The sequence below is a fragment of the Kribbella sp. NPDC026611 genome, from assembly GCF_040638345.1.
Taxonomy (GTDB): domain Bacteria; phylum Actinomycetota; class Actinomycetes; order Propionibacteriales; family Kribbellaceae; genus Kribbella.
Genome location: NZ_JBEZYC010000004.1, coordinates 155255 through 170940 on the forward strand (window position 1 = coordinate 155255; position 15686 = coordinate 170940).

Consider the following 15686-nt stretch of genomic DNA (forward strand, 5'->3'; position numbering starts at 1 on the left):
ACCCCCGTGAGTCGAACCAGGAACGCCGCCCTGCTTCTCGCAGCGGTGGCGCTGCTGGCCCTGGCGGGGTGCAGTGGCAAGGAGAAGGCGGACAATCCGGGTGGAGCGATCATCCGCACCTCGCAGGACCCGAACGGGTTGCGGGGTGCGGCGCTCGACCGCCCGTACTCGTTGCCCGCGGCCACGCTGACCGACACCGGCGGCAACCAGTTCAATCTGGTCACCTCGACGAAGAAGCCGGTCACGCTGGTGTTCTTCGGCTACACGAACTGTCCGGACGTGTGCCCGACCGTGATGGCCGACGTGGCGTCCGCGCTGACCAAGCTCGACAAGTCGGTGCGCGACCAGATCCAGCTGCTGTTCATCACCACGGATCCGGCTCGGGACAGCGGGCCGGTGATCCGCAAGTACCTGGACCGGTTCGACCCGGCGTTCACCGGGCTGACCGGGTCGCTGACGTCGATCAAGGACATCGCCAAGGCGGTCGGCGTACCGGTGGAAGGGATGCAGAAGCTCCCCTCCGGTGGGTACGAGGTCGGTCACGGTGCGCAGGTGATCGGCTTCGGCAAGAACGACAAGGCGAACGTGCTGTGGCTGTCCAACGCTGCGATCGGTGACCTGGCCCACGACTTCGGGAAGCTGGTCGAGGACAACCAGTGAGGGCGTGGATCTCACTGGTCGCGCGGCTGCTGCTCGGCGGCGTGATGCTCGTCGCGGGCGCGTTGAAGGTGGCCGATCCGGAGACGGCGGCGCAGGCCGTACGCGCGTACGAGTTGCTGCCGTCGGCGCTGGTGGCGCCGGTCGGGTGGGGTCTGCCGTTCCTGGAGATCGCGATCGGGTTGCTGTTGATCGTCGGTTTCGGTGTCCGCGCGTCGGCCGTCGCCGCGGGTGCTTTCCTGGTGGTGTTCATCGCCGCGGTCTCGTCCGCCTGGGCTCGCGGGTTGTCGATCGACTGCGGCTGCTTCGGCGGCGGCGGTCCGGTCGCGACCGGACAGACGAAGTACCTGCAGGAGATCCTGCGGGACGTCGGTCTGCTCGTGTTGGCCGGCTGGCTGTGGCGTTTCCCGGTCAGCAAGTTCGCTGTCGTATCAGAGCCGCAAGGAGTCGTCGCGTCGTGAGTAACACCGTGCAGCAGCCGCAACGCCGGATCTCACCGGGGATCGTGGTGGTGGTGATCCTGGTACTGGCCCTCGCGGCCGGCGTCGGCGTGCAGTACTACCGCGGCCACTCGAAGGTGTCCGTCAGCTCGAACGGCCGGCCGGAGCCCGCGCTGATCACCGGGCCCGGGACGTCCGGGAAGGGCGTCACGGTCGGTAAGGCCGGGGCGAAGGCGCACATCGACCTGTACCTCGACTTCCGCTGCCCGCACTGCGCGGAGTTCGAGGAGGCCAGCGGCGCGACCATCGACAAGCTGGTGCAGGACGGTACGGCGACGCTGACCTACTGGCCGATGCAGTTCGTGAACCCGAACGCCTCGCCGCGGTTGGCGAACGCGTTCGCCGCGGCGGCCGCGAACGGCAAGGCGCTGAGCTTCGCCGACGAGATGTACGGCGACTTCTCGAAGTCTTGGACGACAGATCAGCTGCTGGAGCTGGGCAAGCAGCTCGACATTGGTGACGCGAAGTTCCAGGAGGCCGTGCAGAACAACACGTACAAGGACTGGCTGGAGTCCGTGTCCAAGGCTGCCGACGACCGCGGTGTCACGGGCACGCCGACCGTCTACGTGAATGAGAAGAAGCTCCCGACCGATCAGTTGACCGCCGACGGCCTGCAGAAGGCCGTCGCCGGGATCGCGAGCTAGGAGGGGCTTGGAGCCACCTACGCACCGAGTCCCGACCGTGACCCAGGGTTCCTGGTCGTGGTCGGGACCGGTCGAGTAGCGTTCCTGCTTGTCATGTCTAGTCTGATTCCCGCCGTGATGGTTCCGGCGTTCATCCCCAGCCCGAGCCAGGGTGTCTGGCACGTCCTCGGCCTGCCGCTGCGCGCGTACGCGCTGTGCATCCTGGCCGGCATCTTCGTCGGCTACTGGGTCGGCCGCCGGCGCTGGGTCGCCCGTGGCGGGTCCGCTCCGGTGCTGGCCGACATCATGTTCTGGGCGATCCCGTTCGGCCTGGTCGGGGCGCGGATCTACCACGTGATCACGGACGCCGAGCTGTACTTCGGCGAGGGCCGGCACCCGATCGACGCGCTGAAGATCTGGCACGGCGGGCTGGGCATCTGGGGTGCGGTCGGATTCGGCGCGCTCGGCGCCTGGATCGCGTGCCGGCGGGCGAAGGTGCCGTTCCTGCCGGTGCTGGACGTGATGGCGCCCGGGATCGCGCTGGCACAGGTCTTCGGGCGCTTCGGCAACTACTTCAACCAGGAACTCTTCGGCCGCCCGACGGACAAGCCGTGGGGCCTGGAGATCTCCCCCGAGCACCGCCCGTCCGGGTATGCGGACTATGCCACCTTCCACCCCACGTTCCTCTACGAGGCGGTCTGGAACCTTGGGGTGATGGCTTTGGTGATCCTCCTCGACCGCCGCTTCAAGTTCGGCCACGGCCGCGCGTTCTTCTTGTACGTCGCGGCGTACACCGCCGGCCGCGCCTGGATCGAGAACCTGCGCATCGACACGGTCAACCACTTCCTCGGCCTCCGCCTGAACGTGTGGACCGCCATCATCCTCTTCGTCCTGGCCGTAGCCGCCTTCATCATCAGCACCCGCCGCACCCCAGGCCAGGAAGACACCTCCGTAGGAGCAGCCGCCGGCAAGCCCACCGACGGCGCAAACGCCCCCACCGAAGCTGACAAGACGGCCACCGCCACCGACGGCGAGAAGAGCGACGCAGCCACCGACGGCGAGGACGCTACGAAGGTGCAGTCAGCCGCAGACAGCGACAAAACACAGGCTGCCGAGGCGAAGCCGAAGGTGACCACCAATGGGTCTGACCACGCAGACGGGTCTCGTGACTGAGGCGCCTGATGTTTCTGCTGAGCATCACGGTGACCATCGGCATCGTGATGTGAACGGGGGCTGGCTGCGGCCGGCCGTGTTCGGGGCGATGGATGGTTTGGTGTCGAACTTCGCGCTGATCGCGGGGATGGACGGCGGGACCAGCTCAGGCAGCAAGTTCATCGTGCTGGCAGGCCTGGCTGGGCTGGCCGCGGGCGCGTTCTCGATGGCGGCGGGGGAGTACACCTCCGTCGCCTCGCAACGGGAGCTGGCGAGAGCCGAGATCGAGGTCGAGCGCAAGGAGATCGCCAGACACCCGATCGACGAAGAGATCGAGCTGGCGGAGACCTACCGGGCCAAGGGCCTGGACCCGGATCTGGCCAGCAAGGTCGCGAAGCAGTTCCACGCCGACCCGGAGCAGGCCCTCGAGGAGCACGTCCGCGAAGAGCTCGGCATCGACCCCACCGACCTCCCGAACCCGGTGATCGCAGCAGCATCATCGTTCGTCTGCTTCGCAATCGGCGCCTTCATCCCGCTCGCGCCGTACCTCTTCGGCGCCGGCAGCGTCGTCCCCAGCCTGATCCTGTCCCTGACCGCACTCTTCGTCTGCGGCGCCGTCGTCTCCCGCGTCACCAGCCGCTCCTGGTGGTACTCCGGCCTCCGCCAACTCTTCCTCGGCGCCGCCGCAGCCGCCCTCACCTACTCCGTAGGCACCCTCGTCGGCCCCGGCATCGGCTGACGCACCGGAAGGACCCGTTGAGCATCATGAGCGACACTCATCGACAGTTGCGGCCCGAATACTTGTAGTTACCATCGAAAGATGGCGAGCAGCGTGTTCTGCACCAGGTACGGCATCGAGCTGAACCTGACGCTGCCCGACCTCGGTCAGCCGGGCTTCCCGGACCTGTGGAGCGAGATCTACGGAGACGACGCCGACCCGGATCGTGAGTTGTTGCAGTGCATCCAGAGCGCGCGTGGACTTCCGTGCAACTCCGAGGCCGAGGGCAAGTCGCCCTACATGTACATTCAGCAGCGCGCATGCGGCCCCGTCGCCGTCCATCGCAATCCTGGCAAGCACGAGGTCACGCCTGCAGAGAGCGATGAGCACAAGGCGCTGAAGGAACGTATCTGCAAGGACGCCGAGGCGGTCGGGTTCGCAGCGGATGTCGAGTCCAGGTCGGTCGACGGGAGGCGACGTACCGACGTCATCGTCGACGGTCTGAACGGCATCCGGATCGGGTGGGAGCCGCAGATGTCCAAACTGGGACGGCGGGCCGTGGAACGCCGTACCGAGCTCGCGAAACGTGACGGCCTGACCTCGATGTGGCTGACGAAGTCGGCCAAGGCCGAACTGATCAACCGGGCACCGTGGTCACGGATCAAAGAGACGCCGTGGCGGGAGATCGTGGCAGGTGACCCGCTCGACATCGTCGGCGGCGTCAACCAGCTCGACATCTGGCGATGTGACATCAGCTCCGTCCTGCCCTGCCCGGTCAGCAGGTATGGACGCTGCGGGAAGTTCCACGCTCAATGGTTGCCGGCCCACAACCTTCTCCTGAACAAGCTGGTGGAGTTCACCGCCAGCGGCGAGTACCGCGTCCTACATGTCAAGCGGGTGGCCGGTTCCCGGGCCGAAAGGTATCTCTGGGCTCCTCGTCGGGAGCTGGACAGGTACTACGAGATCGCAGCGGACGAGACCGAGGAAGTTGAACAGGTCGCACCCGAGCCCGTTGAGGCCGAAGTCCGCGAGCGGCCGCTCGACACGTCCTGCAGGTACGGCGAAGAGACCGGGTTCCGCGCTCCGCCCACACCGATTCGCGACACCGGCCTGGCGTTGGCGATTGCGCACCTACGTCCAGATCTCGATCTCCGAACCGCTACCGAGCCGAAGATGCTGAACTGGACCGACCGATCGCATTGGAGCGCCGATCCGCAGCCCTGTGTGTCGTGCAATGGGTTGACGAACCTGCGAGACAGTACCGGACGCCCTGCACACAAGGTCTGCGCGGAGGCTCGTCTCTAGATCGGCTGAGACGTTGTGAACAGGCTGCTGTAGGCGTTGAGGGCCGGTTGGCCGCCGAGGTGGGCGTAGAGGACGTTGGAGTTCGGGGGGATCTCGCCGGAGCGGACCAGTGAGATCAGGCCTGCCATTGACTTTCCCTCGTAGACCGGGTCGATGATCATCCCCTCCAGCTGGCCGGTGATGCGGATCGCGTCCAGGGTGGACTGCACCGGGATCCCGTACTCGTCGCCGGCCCAGCCCTCGAGCACCACGATCTCGTCGTCGCGCAGCTCGCGTCCGAGCTCGATCAAGGACGCCGTACTCCGGGCGATCCGTGCGACCTGGTCCCGCGTCTCCTGCAGCTTCGCGCTCGCGTCGATCCCGATCACCCGCCGCGGCCGCTGCTGGCCGGCGAACCCGGCGATCATCCCCGCCTGCGTCGACCCGGTCACCGCGCACACGACGATCGTGTCGAAGAACACTCCGAGCTCCCGCTCCTGCTGCTCGACCTCGTAGGCCCAGTTCGCGAACCCCAGGCCGCCCAGCCGATGGTCCGAAGCCCCCGCCGGGATCGCGTACGGCGTACCGCCCCGCGCCTCCACGTCCGCCAGCGCCTGCTTCCAGCTGTCCTTGAAGCCGATCCCGAACCCGGACGGATCCAGCCGCACCTCGGCCCCCATGATCCGGCTGAGCAGGATGTTGCCGACCCGGTCGTTGACCGCGTCCGGCCAGTTCACCCAGCTCTCCTGGACCAGCACCGCCTTCATCCCGAGCTTCGCCGCGACCGCCGCTACCTGCCGCGTGTGGTTCGACTGGTATCCGCCGATCGACACCAGCGTGTCCGCACCCTGCGCCAGCGCGTCCGGGATCAGGTACTCCAGCTTCCGGGTCTTGTTCCCGCCGTACGCGAGCCCGGAGTTGCAGTCCTCCCGCTTCGCCCAGAGGTTCGCCCCACCCAGGTACTCCGTCAACCGCTCCAGCCGATGCATTGGGCTCGGCCCGAACAAAAGCGGATGCCGCGGAAAGTCACTCAGTGCCATGCTCTCCTCCATGCTCCCCAGCGAGATCGCTGTCCACCCGGTCGACTACCTCGATCGACTCGGGACCATCTTCGCCCGATTCACCACCCAGGACTCCGGCAACTTCTCGTACGGCGTCGAGACCGCCGACACCCGGTACTTCGTCAAGACCGCCGGCGACCCGTCCGACCCCACGCCGTACCTCGACTTCGACGACCGCGTCGCCCTGCTCCGAACCGCCGTCGAGCTCGCCCGCTCGGTCCAGCACCCGGCGCTGCCCACCCTGCACGCCGTGATCGAATCCGCCGCCGGCCCGATGCTGGTCTACGAGTGGCGCGACGGAGAGCTGCTCGGCCCGCCCGCGACCCGGGAACGCTTCCGGGTGCTCCCCGCCGACGAGATCCTGACCGTGCTGGACACGCTCTACGAACTGCACGCGAGGCTCGACGAGGCGGGCTGGGTCGAGGGTGACTTCTACGACGGCGCGATGATGTACGACTTCGGCACCCGCCGGCTCACCGTGATGGACCTCGACACGTACGTGCGCGGGCCGTACCGCAACACCATGGGCCGGATGTTCGGCTCGGAACGATTCATGGCTCCCGAGCAGCTCGCGCTGGGCGCACCGATCGACTCGCGGACCACGGCGTACGTCATGGCCCGCGCCGCGCTCGTCCTGCTGCCGGACCCGCCGGCGCCTCTCCGGGAGGTCCTGGTAGAGGCGACCACGACCCGCTTCCCGAGCTACAGCGCGTTCTACGACAGGTGGCTGACCGCTTCCGCTACCACCTCGGCCTGCTGAACCAGCCGCTCCAGGTGATCCCCAGGCTCCGGCTGACCGAGCGACCAGGCAGCCCGAGCCACCAACGTCACCGCAGCCACCAGCACAACCCCGCGCCGCACCACCTCCACCGGCCACAGACCGCCACTGCCGGCCTGATACCCACCGACCACTTCGGTGACAGGGTGATCGGTCGACAACGCAAGGTACGCAGGATCGAACCCCACCGGACCTGTCCCGAACTGTTCCCAGTCAGCCGCGACAACCTCCCGACCAGTACGACGCAACAGGTTGAGCGGATGTGCATCGCCGTGAATCACCTGCTGTGGAAGCCGGTCGAGCTCCGTCATGACGTCGGCCCTGCGTTCCCAGAGTTGTCCGCAGACCTGCCGCAGCTCCGGTGCGAGAGCCGGCACCGAAGCGAGCGCACTCCACCCGCCCCGGCCCTCGTCGTTCGCCAGTCGATCCCGCAAGATTCCCCGCGCGAACCACGGCGCCGGCTCCAGTGCGTTGAGCGCGAACCGCCCCAAAGCCTCAGCCAGCTCCATCGGCTCGAGGTCCGTCGTGTCGACCGCCTCCGTCCACACCGCGATCCCGGCTGGATCGGTCTCGACCTTGAGACACCGCGGCGCGCGCAGCCCGAGCGTCGACTCCAGCAGCCCGGACCGCGCGACCTCGGCCTGCCGCCGCCAGTACGCGTAGTGTGCGGGCCGCTCGACCCCAGGAACCAGCCGCTTCACCACGAACCCGTCCGGCGTCCGCCACACCCCACCGTTGGACACTCCCGTGCCCGCGGTCAGCGCCGTCCAGTCGTCCCCAGGTTCCCAGTGCATTCGACCAGATCTACCACCTGAGGGTGGTACTAGCGATCAGCGCACACCCAGGACGGAAAGGTGAACCGCGGTCAGGCGTTCGGTGCGGGGGACCGGGCGATCTGGTTCCGCAGCTGCCGAGCCGTACGACCCGTGGCGGCCTTGAGATGCCGAGCGAGGTGTTGCTCATCGCTGAATCCGAGGGCCGCAGCGATCTCTCGGGACGGCATCGTGGAGTAGCGTGCCAGTTCGACGGCGGTGTCGATTCGATGGTTCAGTCGATAGCGACCAGGGGAGTAGCCGGTGCGGTCCCGAAACCGTCGCCGCCAGGTCTCGTACGGCATTCCGACAGCCAGCGCCACGGACTCCAGGTCGACTCGTTCGCCCGGGTCAGCCCGCAGCAGGGAGCAGGACAGTTCGATCCAGTCGTCGCCGTACTGCGGAGGCTCCGGATCACCGGCCGCAGCAAAGTCGGCGAGCAGCTGAAGTACCTCGCAGGCCTCGGCGTCGCGCGCCCGCCGGCCGATCGGCGGACGGCGGGTCCGGAACGTCTCGATGCGACGCTTCCAATAGGCGACGTCGCGCAGGCTGCGCAGCGGCTGCCGCACATCGAGCAGACCCTGGTCTGCCGCGACGTCGAAGATCGGGCCGGTGAAGGCCAGGTAGACCTCGTCCCAGTGTCCGGTCGGGTCGAGGACGCCGTACCAGTGCGGGACTCCGGGGAACACGTACGCCACGGTGCCCGGCCCGATGGCCACATCTCGGTTGGCGTCGCGGTACCGGCCGATTCCCCTGGTGACGAAGGAGAAGGCGTAGGCCGGGTAGTAGCGCGGCCTGCCGCCGGTCAGGATGCCTTGACCGTGATCCTGACGTCCGGCCAGGATCAGATCTCCGACGCCGCCGTGGGTGCCCGCACGCGTTGCGTCGAGCCACACCTTCGCCATCGACGGACGATACCAACAGATACCAGTTCCACCAGCCCGTTCCGAGCGGGATCCTGCCACCCGCGTTCGTATTGGTCAGCCAGTCTCGAGCACCGAAAGGACCTGACCCATGGACGCGAACTCCCTGCCCCGTCTGAATACGCCGTACCTGGTCGCCCCCGAGGACGTGTCCCGGTTCCGAACGGAAGGATTCGTCCACCTTCCTGCCGTGGCGTCGGCCGAGGAGGCCAGTGCGTACCAGGAGGTCATCCGCGAAGCTGCCTGGCGACACAACCAGGAGTCTCGTCCGCTCGACCAGCGCGACACCTACGGCAAGGCGTTCGTGCAGGTGTCGAATCTGTGGCAGCAGGACCCTGGCGTCGCGGCGTTCGTCCTGGCGGGCCGCTTCGCAGGCATCGCCGCGCAACTGCTCGGCTGCGATCGCGTCCGGATCTACCACGACCAAGCATTGTTCAAGGAGGTTGGTGGAGGCATCACCCCGTGGCACCAGGATGCGATGTACTGGCCCCTCGACGGCCATCGGATGCTGACGATGTGGATGCCTCTGGTCCCGATCGCCGCGGAAATGGGCGGACTGATGTTCGCCGGCGGCAGCCACCAGGACGGCCCGCTGAGCGACGTGCACATCTCCGACGCCTCCGAGGATCACTTCGACCGGCTGTTCGCCACCGGCCGGTACTCCGTCAGCTCCCCCAGAGCCATGGCGGCCGGCGATGTGACGTTCCACGCCGGACGGACGGTGCACAGGGCGCCGGCGAATCTCGCGGACCGGGTGCGCGAAGTCATGACGATCATCTGGCACGACGCCGACCTGATCGTGCAACCGCCGGCGAACCCGGCCCAAGCCGCCGACCTGCGCCGCTGGCTCCCCGGCCTCCAACCCGGCGACCTGGCCGCCAGCAACCTCAATCCCGTCGTCGAATCACTGCACTGACGAGTCTCAAAAGCCGTTCCGCGAGGAGATGCAACTGTGAGTGAGCAGTTTTTCACTAAAAGTGAGTGTGGTGAGTGAAAGGTGTACTGGCGGTGGGACGGGAGTCCATTTGGTGGGCGTCATGAGGTAGTCTCGGGACTCCCGGCTTGGGCCAGTGTTGTCCCGCGGCCAGTTGTATTTGACCGTAGGACGACGGGAGCCCCTGAATGTTTGGTCGCCCCCCCACCGGAACGCTGCAGAGGCCCGCTGAGGGTCTCTACGACGGACAGCACGAGCACGACGCCTGTGGTGTCGCCTTCGTCGCGACCCTGACCGGTGAACCGAGCCACGACATCGTGGCCAAGGCTTTGACCGCCCTGCGGAATCTCGAGCACCGTGGCGCCTCCGGTGCCGAGCCGGACTCCGGTGACGGTGCCGGCATCCTGCTGCAGGTCCCGGACGCCTTCTACCGCAAGGTGTGCGAGTTCGAGCTGCCGCCGCGGCACAGCTATGCCACCGGTATCGCGTTCCTGCCGGCCGATCCCGACGACGCCGCCAAAGCCGTCGCACGGATCGAGGAGCTGGCCGCCGAGGAGCAGCTCACCGTGCTGGGCTGGCGGGAGGTTCCGACCACCCCCGGCCTGCTCGGCGCGACCGCGCGCTCGGTGATGCCGACGTTCCGGCAGCTGTTCGTGTCCGCGAAGTCCGGCCGGGTCCTCGGACTCGCCCTGGAGCGGATGGCGTTCCGGCTCCGGAAGCGGGCCGAGAAGGAGACCGAGACCTACTTCCCGTCGCTGTCCGGCCGGACCATCACCTACAAGGGGATGCTGACCACCGACCAGCTGGACAAGTTCTTCCCCGAGCTGACCGACCCCGACCTCGCCTCGGCGATCGGCGTCGTGCACAGCCGCTTCTCGACGAACACGTTCCCGTCCTGGCCGCTGGCCCACCCGTACCGGTACATCGCCCACAACGGTGAGATCAACACCGTCCAGGGCAACCGGAACTGGATGCGCGCCCGCGAGGCACTGCTCGCCAGCGACCTGATCCCGGGTGACCTCGAGCAGCTGTACCCGATCTGTACGCCGGGAGCGTCCGACTCCGCGTCCTTCGACGAGGTGCTCGAGCTGCTGCACCTCGGCGGCCGCTCGCTGCCGCACGCGATGCTGATGATGATCCCGGAGGCGTGGGAGAACGCCACCACGATGGACCCGAAGCGGCGCGCGTTCTACGAGTTCCACTCCACGCTGATGGAGCCCTGGGACGGCCCCGCGTCGGTGGTCTTCTCCGACGGTACGAAGGTCGGCGCGGTCCTGGACCGCAACGGCCTGCGCCCCTCGCGGTACTGGGTGACCGACGACGGCCTCGTCGTCCTCGCGTCGGAGGCCGGTGTCCTCGACATCGACCCCGCGACCGTGACCGAGAAGGGCCGGCTCGAGCCGGGCCGGATCTTCCTGGTCGACGTCGAGGCCCACCGGATCATCACCGACGCCGAGGTGAAGAACGCGCTCGCCGCCGAGCAGCCGTACGACGAGTGGCTGCACGCCGGCCTGATCCGGTTCGAGGACCTGCACGAGCGCGAGCACGTCGTCCACAGCCACGCGTCGGTGACGCGGCGCCAGCAGGTCTTCGGATACACCGAGGAGGAGCTGCGGGTCATCCTCACCCCGATGGCGAAGTCCGGTGCGGAGCCGATCGGCTCGATGGGTACCGACACCCCGATCGCGGTGCTGAGCGACCGGCCGCGACTGCTGTTCGACTACTTCGCGCAGCTGTTCGCCCAGGTCACGAACCCGCCGCTGGACGCGATCCGCGAGGAGCTGGTGACCTCGCTGTCGTCCAGCCTCGGCCCGGAGTCCAACCTGCTGAACCCGAGCCCGTCGTCCTGCCGTCAGGTGGTGATCCCGTTCCCGGTGATCACCAACGACGAACTGGCCAAGCTCCGGCACATCAACCTCGACGGCGACATGCCCGGCCTGGCCACCACCGTGCTCCGCGGCGTGTACGACGTGGAGGGCGGCGGCGAGGCGCTGCGGTCCCGGCTGGACGAGCTGTGCGCCGAGGCGAGCGCCGCGATCGAGGACGGCACCCGCATTCTGGTGCTGTCCGACCGGCACTCGAACGCCGACAGCGCGCCGATCCCGTCGCTGCTGCTGACCGCCGCGGTGCATCACCACCTGGTGCGGAAGAAGACCCGCACCCAGGTCGGTCTGGTGGTCGAGGCCGGTGACGTCCGCGAGGTGCACCACGTCGCTCTCCTGATGGGGTACGGCGCCGCCGCGATCAACCCGTACCTGGCGCTCGAGTCCGTCGAGGACCTGTGCCGTCAGGGCACCTACCTGCCGGGGATCGAGCCCGAGCAGGCGGTGCGCAACGTGGTGAAGTCGCTCGGCAAGGGCGTGCTCAAGGTGATGTCGAAGATGGGTGTCTCGACGGTCGCGTCGTACACCGGCGCCCAGATCTTCGAGGCGAACGGGCTGTCCCCGTTCCTGGTCGACATCTACTTCACCGGTACGTCGTCGCGGATCGGCGGCGTCGGCCTGGACGCGATCGCCGAGGAGGTACGGCGCCGGCACCTGCGCGCGTACCCGGCGGACGGGATCCTGGCCGCGCACCGCAAGCTCGAGATCGGCGGCGAGTACCAGTGGCGCCGCGAGGGCGAGCCGCACCTGTTCGACCCGGACACGGTGTTCCGGCTGCAGCACAGCACCCGCACCGGGCGGTACGACATCTTCAAGCAGTACACGGCGAAGGTCGACGAGCAGTCCGAGCGGCTGATGACGCTGCGCGGTTTGTTCGGGTTCAAGAGCGACCGGCAGCCGATCCCGATCGACGAGGTCGAGCCGGTCAGCGAGATCGTCAAGCGATTCTCGACCGGTGCGATGAGCTACGGCTCGATCAGTGCCGAGGCGCACACCACGCTGGCGATCGCGATGAACCAGCTCGGCGGCAAGTCGAACACCGGTGAGGGCGGCGAGGACGCCGACCGGCTGTACGACCCGGCCCGGCGGAGCTCGATCAAGCAGGTCGCGTCCGGGCGCTTCGGCGTCACCGCCGAGTACCTGACGAACTCCGACGACATCCAGATCAAGATGGCGCAGGGCGCGAAGCCCGGCGAGGGCGGGCAGCTGCCCGGCCCGAAGGTGTACCCGTGGGTCGCGAACACGCGGCACTCGACGCCCGGCGTCGGCCTGATCTCGCCGCCGCCGCACCACGACATCTACTCGATCGAGGACCTGGCGCAGCTGATCCACGACCTGAAGAACGCGAACCCGCAGGCGCGGATCCACGTGAAGCTGGTCTCCGAGGTCGGCGTCGGCACGATCGCCGCCGGTGTCTCCAAGGCGCACGCGGACGTCGTACTGATCTCCGGCCACGACGGTGGTACCGGTGCGGCGCCGCTGACCTCGCTCAAGCACGCCGGCGGCCCGTGGGAGCTCGGCCTGGCCGAGACCCAGCAGACCCTGCTGCTGAACGGGTTGCGGGACCGGATCGTGGTCCAGACCGACGGCCAGCTGAAGACCGGCCGGGACGTCGTCGTCGCGGCCCTCCTCGGCGCCGAGGAGTACGGTTTCGCAACCGCGCCGCTGGTGGTGTCGGGCTGCATCATGATGCGGGTCTGCCATCTGGACACCTGCCCGGTCGGCGTCGCCACCCAGAACCCGGTGCTCCGCGAGCGGTTCTCCGGCAAGCCCGAGTTCGTGGTGAACTTCTTCGAGTTCATCGCCGAGGAGGTCCGCGAGTACCTGGCCGAGCTCGGCTTCCGGACCCTGAACGAGGCGATCGGCCACGCCGAGGTCCTCGACATCCAGCGCGCGGTCGACCACTGGAAGGCCGACGGGCTCGACCTGTCGCCGATCCTGCACGTGCCGGCGCTGCCCGAGGGCGCCTCGCTGCACCGGACCGTCGAGCAGAACCACGGCCTGGACAAGGCGCTCGACAACGAGCTGATCCGGATCTGCGCCCCGGCGCTGGACAACGGCGAGCCGGTCCGGGCCCAGCTCGCGATCCGGAACGTGAACCGGACCGTCGGCACCATGCTCGGTCACGAGATCACCAAGCGGTACAAGGCCGCCGGTCTCGCTGACGGCACGATCGACCTGACCTTCACCGGGTCGGCCGGCAACTCGTTCGCCGCCTTCGTCCCGCGCGGAGTCACCCTGCGGCTCGAGGGTGACGCCAACGACTACGTCGGCAAGGGCCTGTCCGGCGGCCGGATCGTGATCCGGCCGGACCGCCGAGCCCGGTTCGACGCGGCCGACCAGATCATCGCCGGCAACGTGATCGCGTACGGCGCCACCTCTGGTGAGCTGTTCATCAGCGGCGGCGTCGGCCAGCGGTTCTGCGTCCGGAACTCCGGCGCCACCGCGGTGGTCGAGTCGGTCGGCGATCACGGCTGCGAGTACATGACCGGTGGGCGCGTCGTCGTACTCGGCGCCGTCGGCCGGAACTTCGCGGCGGGCATGTCGGGCGGCGTGGCCCACGTGCTCGACCTGGACCGTGCCCTGGTGAACCCGGAGCTGGTGGACCTGCTCCCGCTCACCGAGGACGAGTCCGAGCTGTTGCACGACCTGGTCCGGCGGCACCAGGAGGAGACCGGTTCGGAACGGGCGGCCAAGTTGCTCGCCGACTGGCCCGCCGCTGCCACCAGGTTCACCACGGTGCTGCCCCGCGACTACGCCCGGGTGCTGGCGGCCAAGGCGGCCGCCGAGCGCGACGGGCTGGACGAGGACGCCACCACGCGAGCGATGATGGAGGCCATCTGATGGCTGACCCCAAGGGATTCCTGACCACCCCGCGCCAGGTCGCCGACCGGCGGCCGGTCGAGGAGCGGGTGCAGGACTGGAAAGAGGTCTACCCCGGCGGGCCCGGAAAGGCGCTGCTGCCGATCATCACCAAGCAGGCCGGCCGCTGCATGGACTGCGGTATCCCGTTCTGCCACAACGGCTGCCCGCTCGGGAACCTGATCCCGGAGTGGAACGACCTGGTCTGGCGGGACGACTGGTCCAGCGCGATCGAGCGCCTGCACGCGACCAACAACTTCCCGGAGTTCACGGGGCGGCTGTGCCCGGCACCGTGCGAGACCGCCTGCGTGCTCGGCATCAACCAGGACCCGGTGACGATCAAGAACGTCGAGGTCGCGATCATCGACAAGGCCTGGGAGACCGGCGACGTCCGGCCCCAGCCGCCGGAGTGGCTGACCGGCAAGACGATCGCGGTCGTAGGTTCCGGTCCGGCCGGTCTGGCCGCGGCGCAGCAGCTGACCCGGGCCGGGCACACGGTCGCGGTCTACGAGCGGGCGGACGCGCCGGGCGGCCTGCTGCGGTACGGCATCCCCGAGTTCAAGATGGAGAAGCTCCAGCTCGACCGGCGGATCCAGCAGATGAAGGAGGAAGGCACGGTCTTCCGCTCCGGCGTGAACGTCGGCGTGGACGTGACCGGCAGCCAGCTCAAGCAGCGGTACGACGCGGTCGTGATCGCGACCGGGGCCACGGCAGCGCGCGACCTCCCGGTACCGGGCCGCGAGTACGGCGGCATCCACCAGGCGATGGAGTACCTGCCGCAATCGAACCGGGCCTCGCTCGGACGGGCCGTCGCGGACCAGATCGTTGCCACTGGCAAGGACGTGGTCATCATCGGCGGCGGTGACACCGGCGCCGACTGCCTGGGTACGGCGCACCGTCAGGGCGCGCGGTCCGTCACCCAGCTGGAGATCATGCCGCGGCCCGGCGAGGACCGGCCGGCGGGCCAGCCGTGGCCGACGTACCCGATGATCTACCGGGTCGCGTCCGCGCACGAGGAGGGCGGCGACCGGGTCTACTCGGTGTCGACGGTGAACTTCGAGGCCGACGGGCACGGCAACGTCTCGGGGCTGAACCTGGTCGAGGTCGAGTTCAACGACGGCCGGTTCGTACCGGTCGAGGGCACCGAGCGGACCATCCCGGCGCAGCTCGTGCTGCTCGCGATGGGCTTCCTCGGGCCTGAGCGCGAAGGGTTCCTCGAGCAGCTCGGTGTCGAGCTCGACGAGCGCGGGAACGTGAAGCGGGACAACAACTACGCGACGTCGGTCGAGGGCGTGTACGCCTGTGGTGACGCCGGTCGCGGACAGTCGCTGATCGTCTGGGCGATCGCCGAGGGCCGGTCCTGCGCCAACGGCGTCGACACCCACCTCACCGGCTCGTCCCGGCTGCCCACCCCGATTCCGCCGACGGCCCGGCCGCTCGCTGTCTGAGCCGACTCCCCTCGGGCCTGCGCGGCCCGAGGGAGTCCGGCCCGATAGGTT

At 68.4% G+C, this 15686-nt stretch carries 13 protein-coding genes; 10 read left to right on the forward strand and 3 right to left on the reverse strand.

The window, feature by feature from the left end; genetic code table 11:
- Window positions 1–6 precede the first annotated feature (6 nt).
- The 6 genes from AB0E69_RS17845 to AB0E69_RS17870 all read left to right on the forward strand — a co-directional run bounded on the left by AB0E69_RS17845 (window position 7) and on the right by AB0E69_RS17870 (window position 4955).
- Window positions 7–660 (forward strand): SCO family protein, encoded by a 654-nt coding sequence (locus AB0E69_RS17845; RefSeq protein WP_360146391.1) that lies wholly within the window; start codon window positions 7–9, stop codon window positions 658–660.
- On the forward strand, window positions 657–1118 hold the full coding sequence (locus tag AB0E69_RS17850; RefSeq protein WP_360146394.1) for a MauE/DoxX family redox-associated membrane protein: 462 nt from the start codon (window positions 657–659) through the stop codon (window positions 1116–1118). Before AB0E69_RS17845 ends, AB0E69_RS17850 begins: the two co-directional genes overlap by 4 nt.
- Window positions 1115–1801, forward strand: coding sequence for a thioredoxin domain-containing protein (locus AB0E69_RS17855; protein ID WP_360146397.1), 687 nt, complete (start codon window positions 1115–1117; stop codon window positions 1799–1801). The genes AB0E69_RS17850 and AB0E69_RS17855 overlap by 4 nt, the downstream gene beginning before the upstream one ends.
- 93 nt (window positions 1802–1894) lie before the next feature.
- Window positions 1895–2953: a prolipoprotein diacylglyceryl transferase gene (gene lgt, locus AB0E69_RS17860; protein WP_360146400.1), complete on the forward strand. Its 1059-nt coding sequence runs from the start codon at window positions 1895–1897 to the stop codon at window positions 2951–2953.
- A gap of 76 nt (window positions 2954–3029) precedes the next feature.
- Window positions 3030–3671 carry a VIT1/CCC1 transporter family protein gene (locus AB0E69_RS17865; protein ID WP_360148495.1) on the forward strand — a complete coding sequence of 214 codons (642 nt, stop codon included), beginning with the start codon at window positions 3030–3032 and terminating at the stop codon, window positions 3669–3671.
- An 81-nt stretch (window positions 3672–3752) separates the two neighbouring features.
- A complete protein-coding gene (locus AB0E69_RS17870) occupies window positions 3753–4955 on the forward strand; it encodes a hypothetical protein (RefSeq protein ID WP_360146403.1) in 1203 nt (400 codons plus the stop codon).
- Here the strand turns inward: AB0E69_RS17870 and AB0E69_RS17875 are convergent.
- Window positions 4952–5974, reverse strand: a complete 1023-nt coding sequence (locus AB0E69_RS17875; protein WP_360146406.1) for a 1-aminocyclopropane-1-carboxylate deaminase — start codon at window positions 5972–5974, stop codon at window positions 4952–4954. The genes AB0E69_RS17870 and AB0E69_RS17875 overlap by 4 nt on opposite strands.
- A 10-nt stretch (window positions 5975–5984) precedes the next feature.
- Between AB0E69_RS17875 and AB0E69_RS17880 the strand changes: the two genes are divergently transcribed.
- Entirely contained in the window at window positions 5985–6755 is a 771-nt protein-coding gene (locus tag AB0E69_RS17880) for a hypothetical protein (RefSeq protein WP_360146409.1), read from the forward strand.
- Here AB0E69_RS17880 and AB0E69_RS17885 read toward each other — a convergent pair.
- Together AB0E69_RS17885 and AB0E69_RS17890 are read right to left on the reverse strand one after the other, a co-directional pair.
- Window positions 6710–7567: an aminoglycoside phosphotransferase family protein gene (locus AB0E69_RS17885; RefSeq protein WP_360146412.1), complete on the reverse strand. Its 858-nt coding sequence runs from the start codon at window positions 7565–7567 to the stop codon at window positions 6710–6712. The two genes, AB0E69_RS17880 and AB0E69_RS17885, sit on opposite strands and share 46 nt — an antisense overlap.
- A 71-nt stretch (window positions 7568–7638) precedes the next feature.
- The gene (locus tag AB0E69_RS17890) at window positions 7639–8490 is read right to left on the reverse strand and encodes an AraC family transcriptional regulator (protein WP_360146415.1); all 852 of its coding nucleotides are present in this window, start codon (window positions 8488–8490) and stop codon (window positions 7639–7641) included.
- A 109-nt stretch (window positions 8491–8599) separates the two neighbouring features.
- On the opposite strand from AB0E69_RS17890, the gene AB0E69_RS17895 reads away from it, so the two are divergent.
- The 3 genes from AB0E69_RS17895 (at window position 8600) to AB0E69_RS17905 (ending at window position 15635) form a co-directional block, all read left to right on the forward strand.
- Window positions 8600–9424, forward strand: a complete 825-nt coding sequence (locus AB0E69_RS17895; RefSeq protein WP_360146418.1) for a phytanoyl-CoA dioxygenase family protein — start codon at window positions 8600–8602, stop codon at window positions 9422–9424.
- 206 nt (window positions 9425–9630) lie between these two features.
- Window positions 9631–14169: a glutamate synthase large subunit gene (gltB, locus tag AB0E69_RS17900; RefSeq protein ID WP_360146421.1), complete on the forward strand. Its 4539-nt coding sequence runs from the start codon at window positions 9631–9633 to the stop codon at window positions 14167–14169.
- Complete coding sequence (locus AB0E69_RS17905) at window positions 14169–15635, forward strand: glutamate synthase subunit beta (RefSeq protein WP_360146424.1); 1467 nt, start codon at window positions 14169–14171, stop codon at window positions 15633–15635. The genes gltB and AB0E69_RS17905 overlap by 1 nt, the downstream gene beginning before the upstream one ends.
- The last annotated feature ends 51 nt before the right edge of the window (window positions 15636–15686 follow it).

Coding starts and splice junctions, on each gene's coding strand:
- lgt (WP_360146400.1), top strand. CDS start 1,895: ATGTCTAGTCTGATTCCCGCCGTGATGGTTCCGGCGTTCATCCCCAGC.
- AB0E69_RS17870 (WP_360146403.1), top strand. CDS start 3,753: ATGGCGAGCAGCGTGTTCTGCACCAGGTACGGCATCGAGCTGAACCTG.
- AB0E69_RS17875 (WP_360146406.1), bottom strand. CDS start 5,974: ATGGCACTGAGTGACTTTCCGCGGCATCCGCTTTTGTTCGGGCCGAGC.
- AB0E69_RS17880 (WP_360146409.1), top strand. CDS start 5,985: ATGCTCCCCAGCGAGATCGCTGTCCACCCGGTCGACTACCTCGATCGA.
- AB0E69_RS17885 (WP_360146412.1), bottom strand. CDS start 7,567: ATGCACTGGGAACCTGGGGACGACTGGACGGCGCTGACCGCGGGCACG.
- AB0E69_RS17890 (WP_360146415.1), bottom strand. CDS start 8,490: ATGGCGAAGGTGTGGCTCGACGCAACGCGTGCGGGCACCCACGGCGGC.
- AB0E69_RS17895 (WP_360146418.1), top strand. CDS start 8,600: ATGGACGCGAACTCCCTGCCCCGTCTGAATACGCCGTACCTGGTCGCC.
- gltB (WP_360146421.1), top strand. CDS start 9,631: ATGTTTGGTCGCCCCCCCACCGGAACGCTGCAGAGGCCCGCTGAGGGT.
- AB0E69_RS17905 (WP_360146424.1), top strand. CDS start 14,169: ATGGCTGACCCCAAGGGATTCCTGACCACCCCGCGCCAGGTCGCCGAC.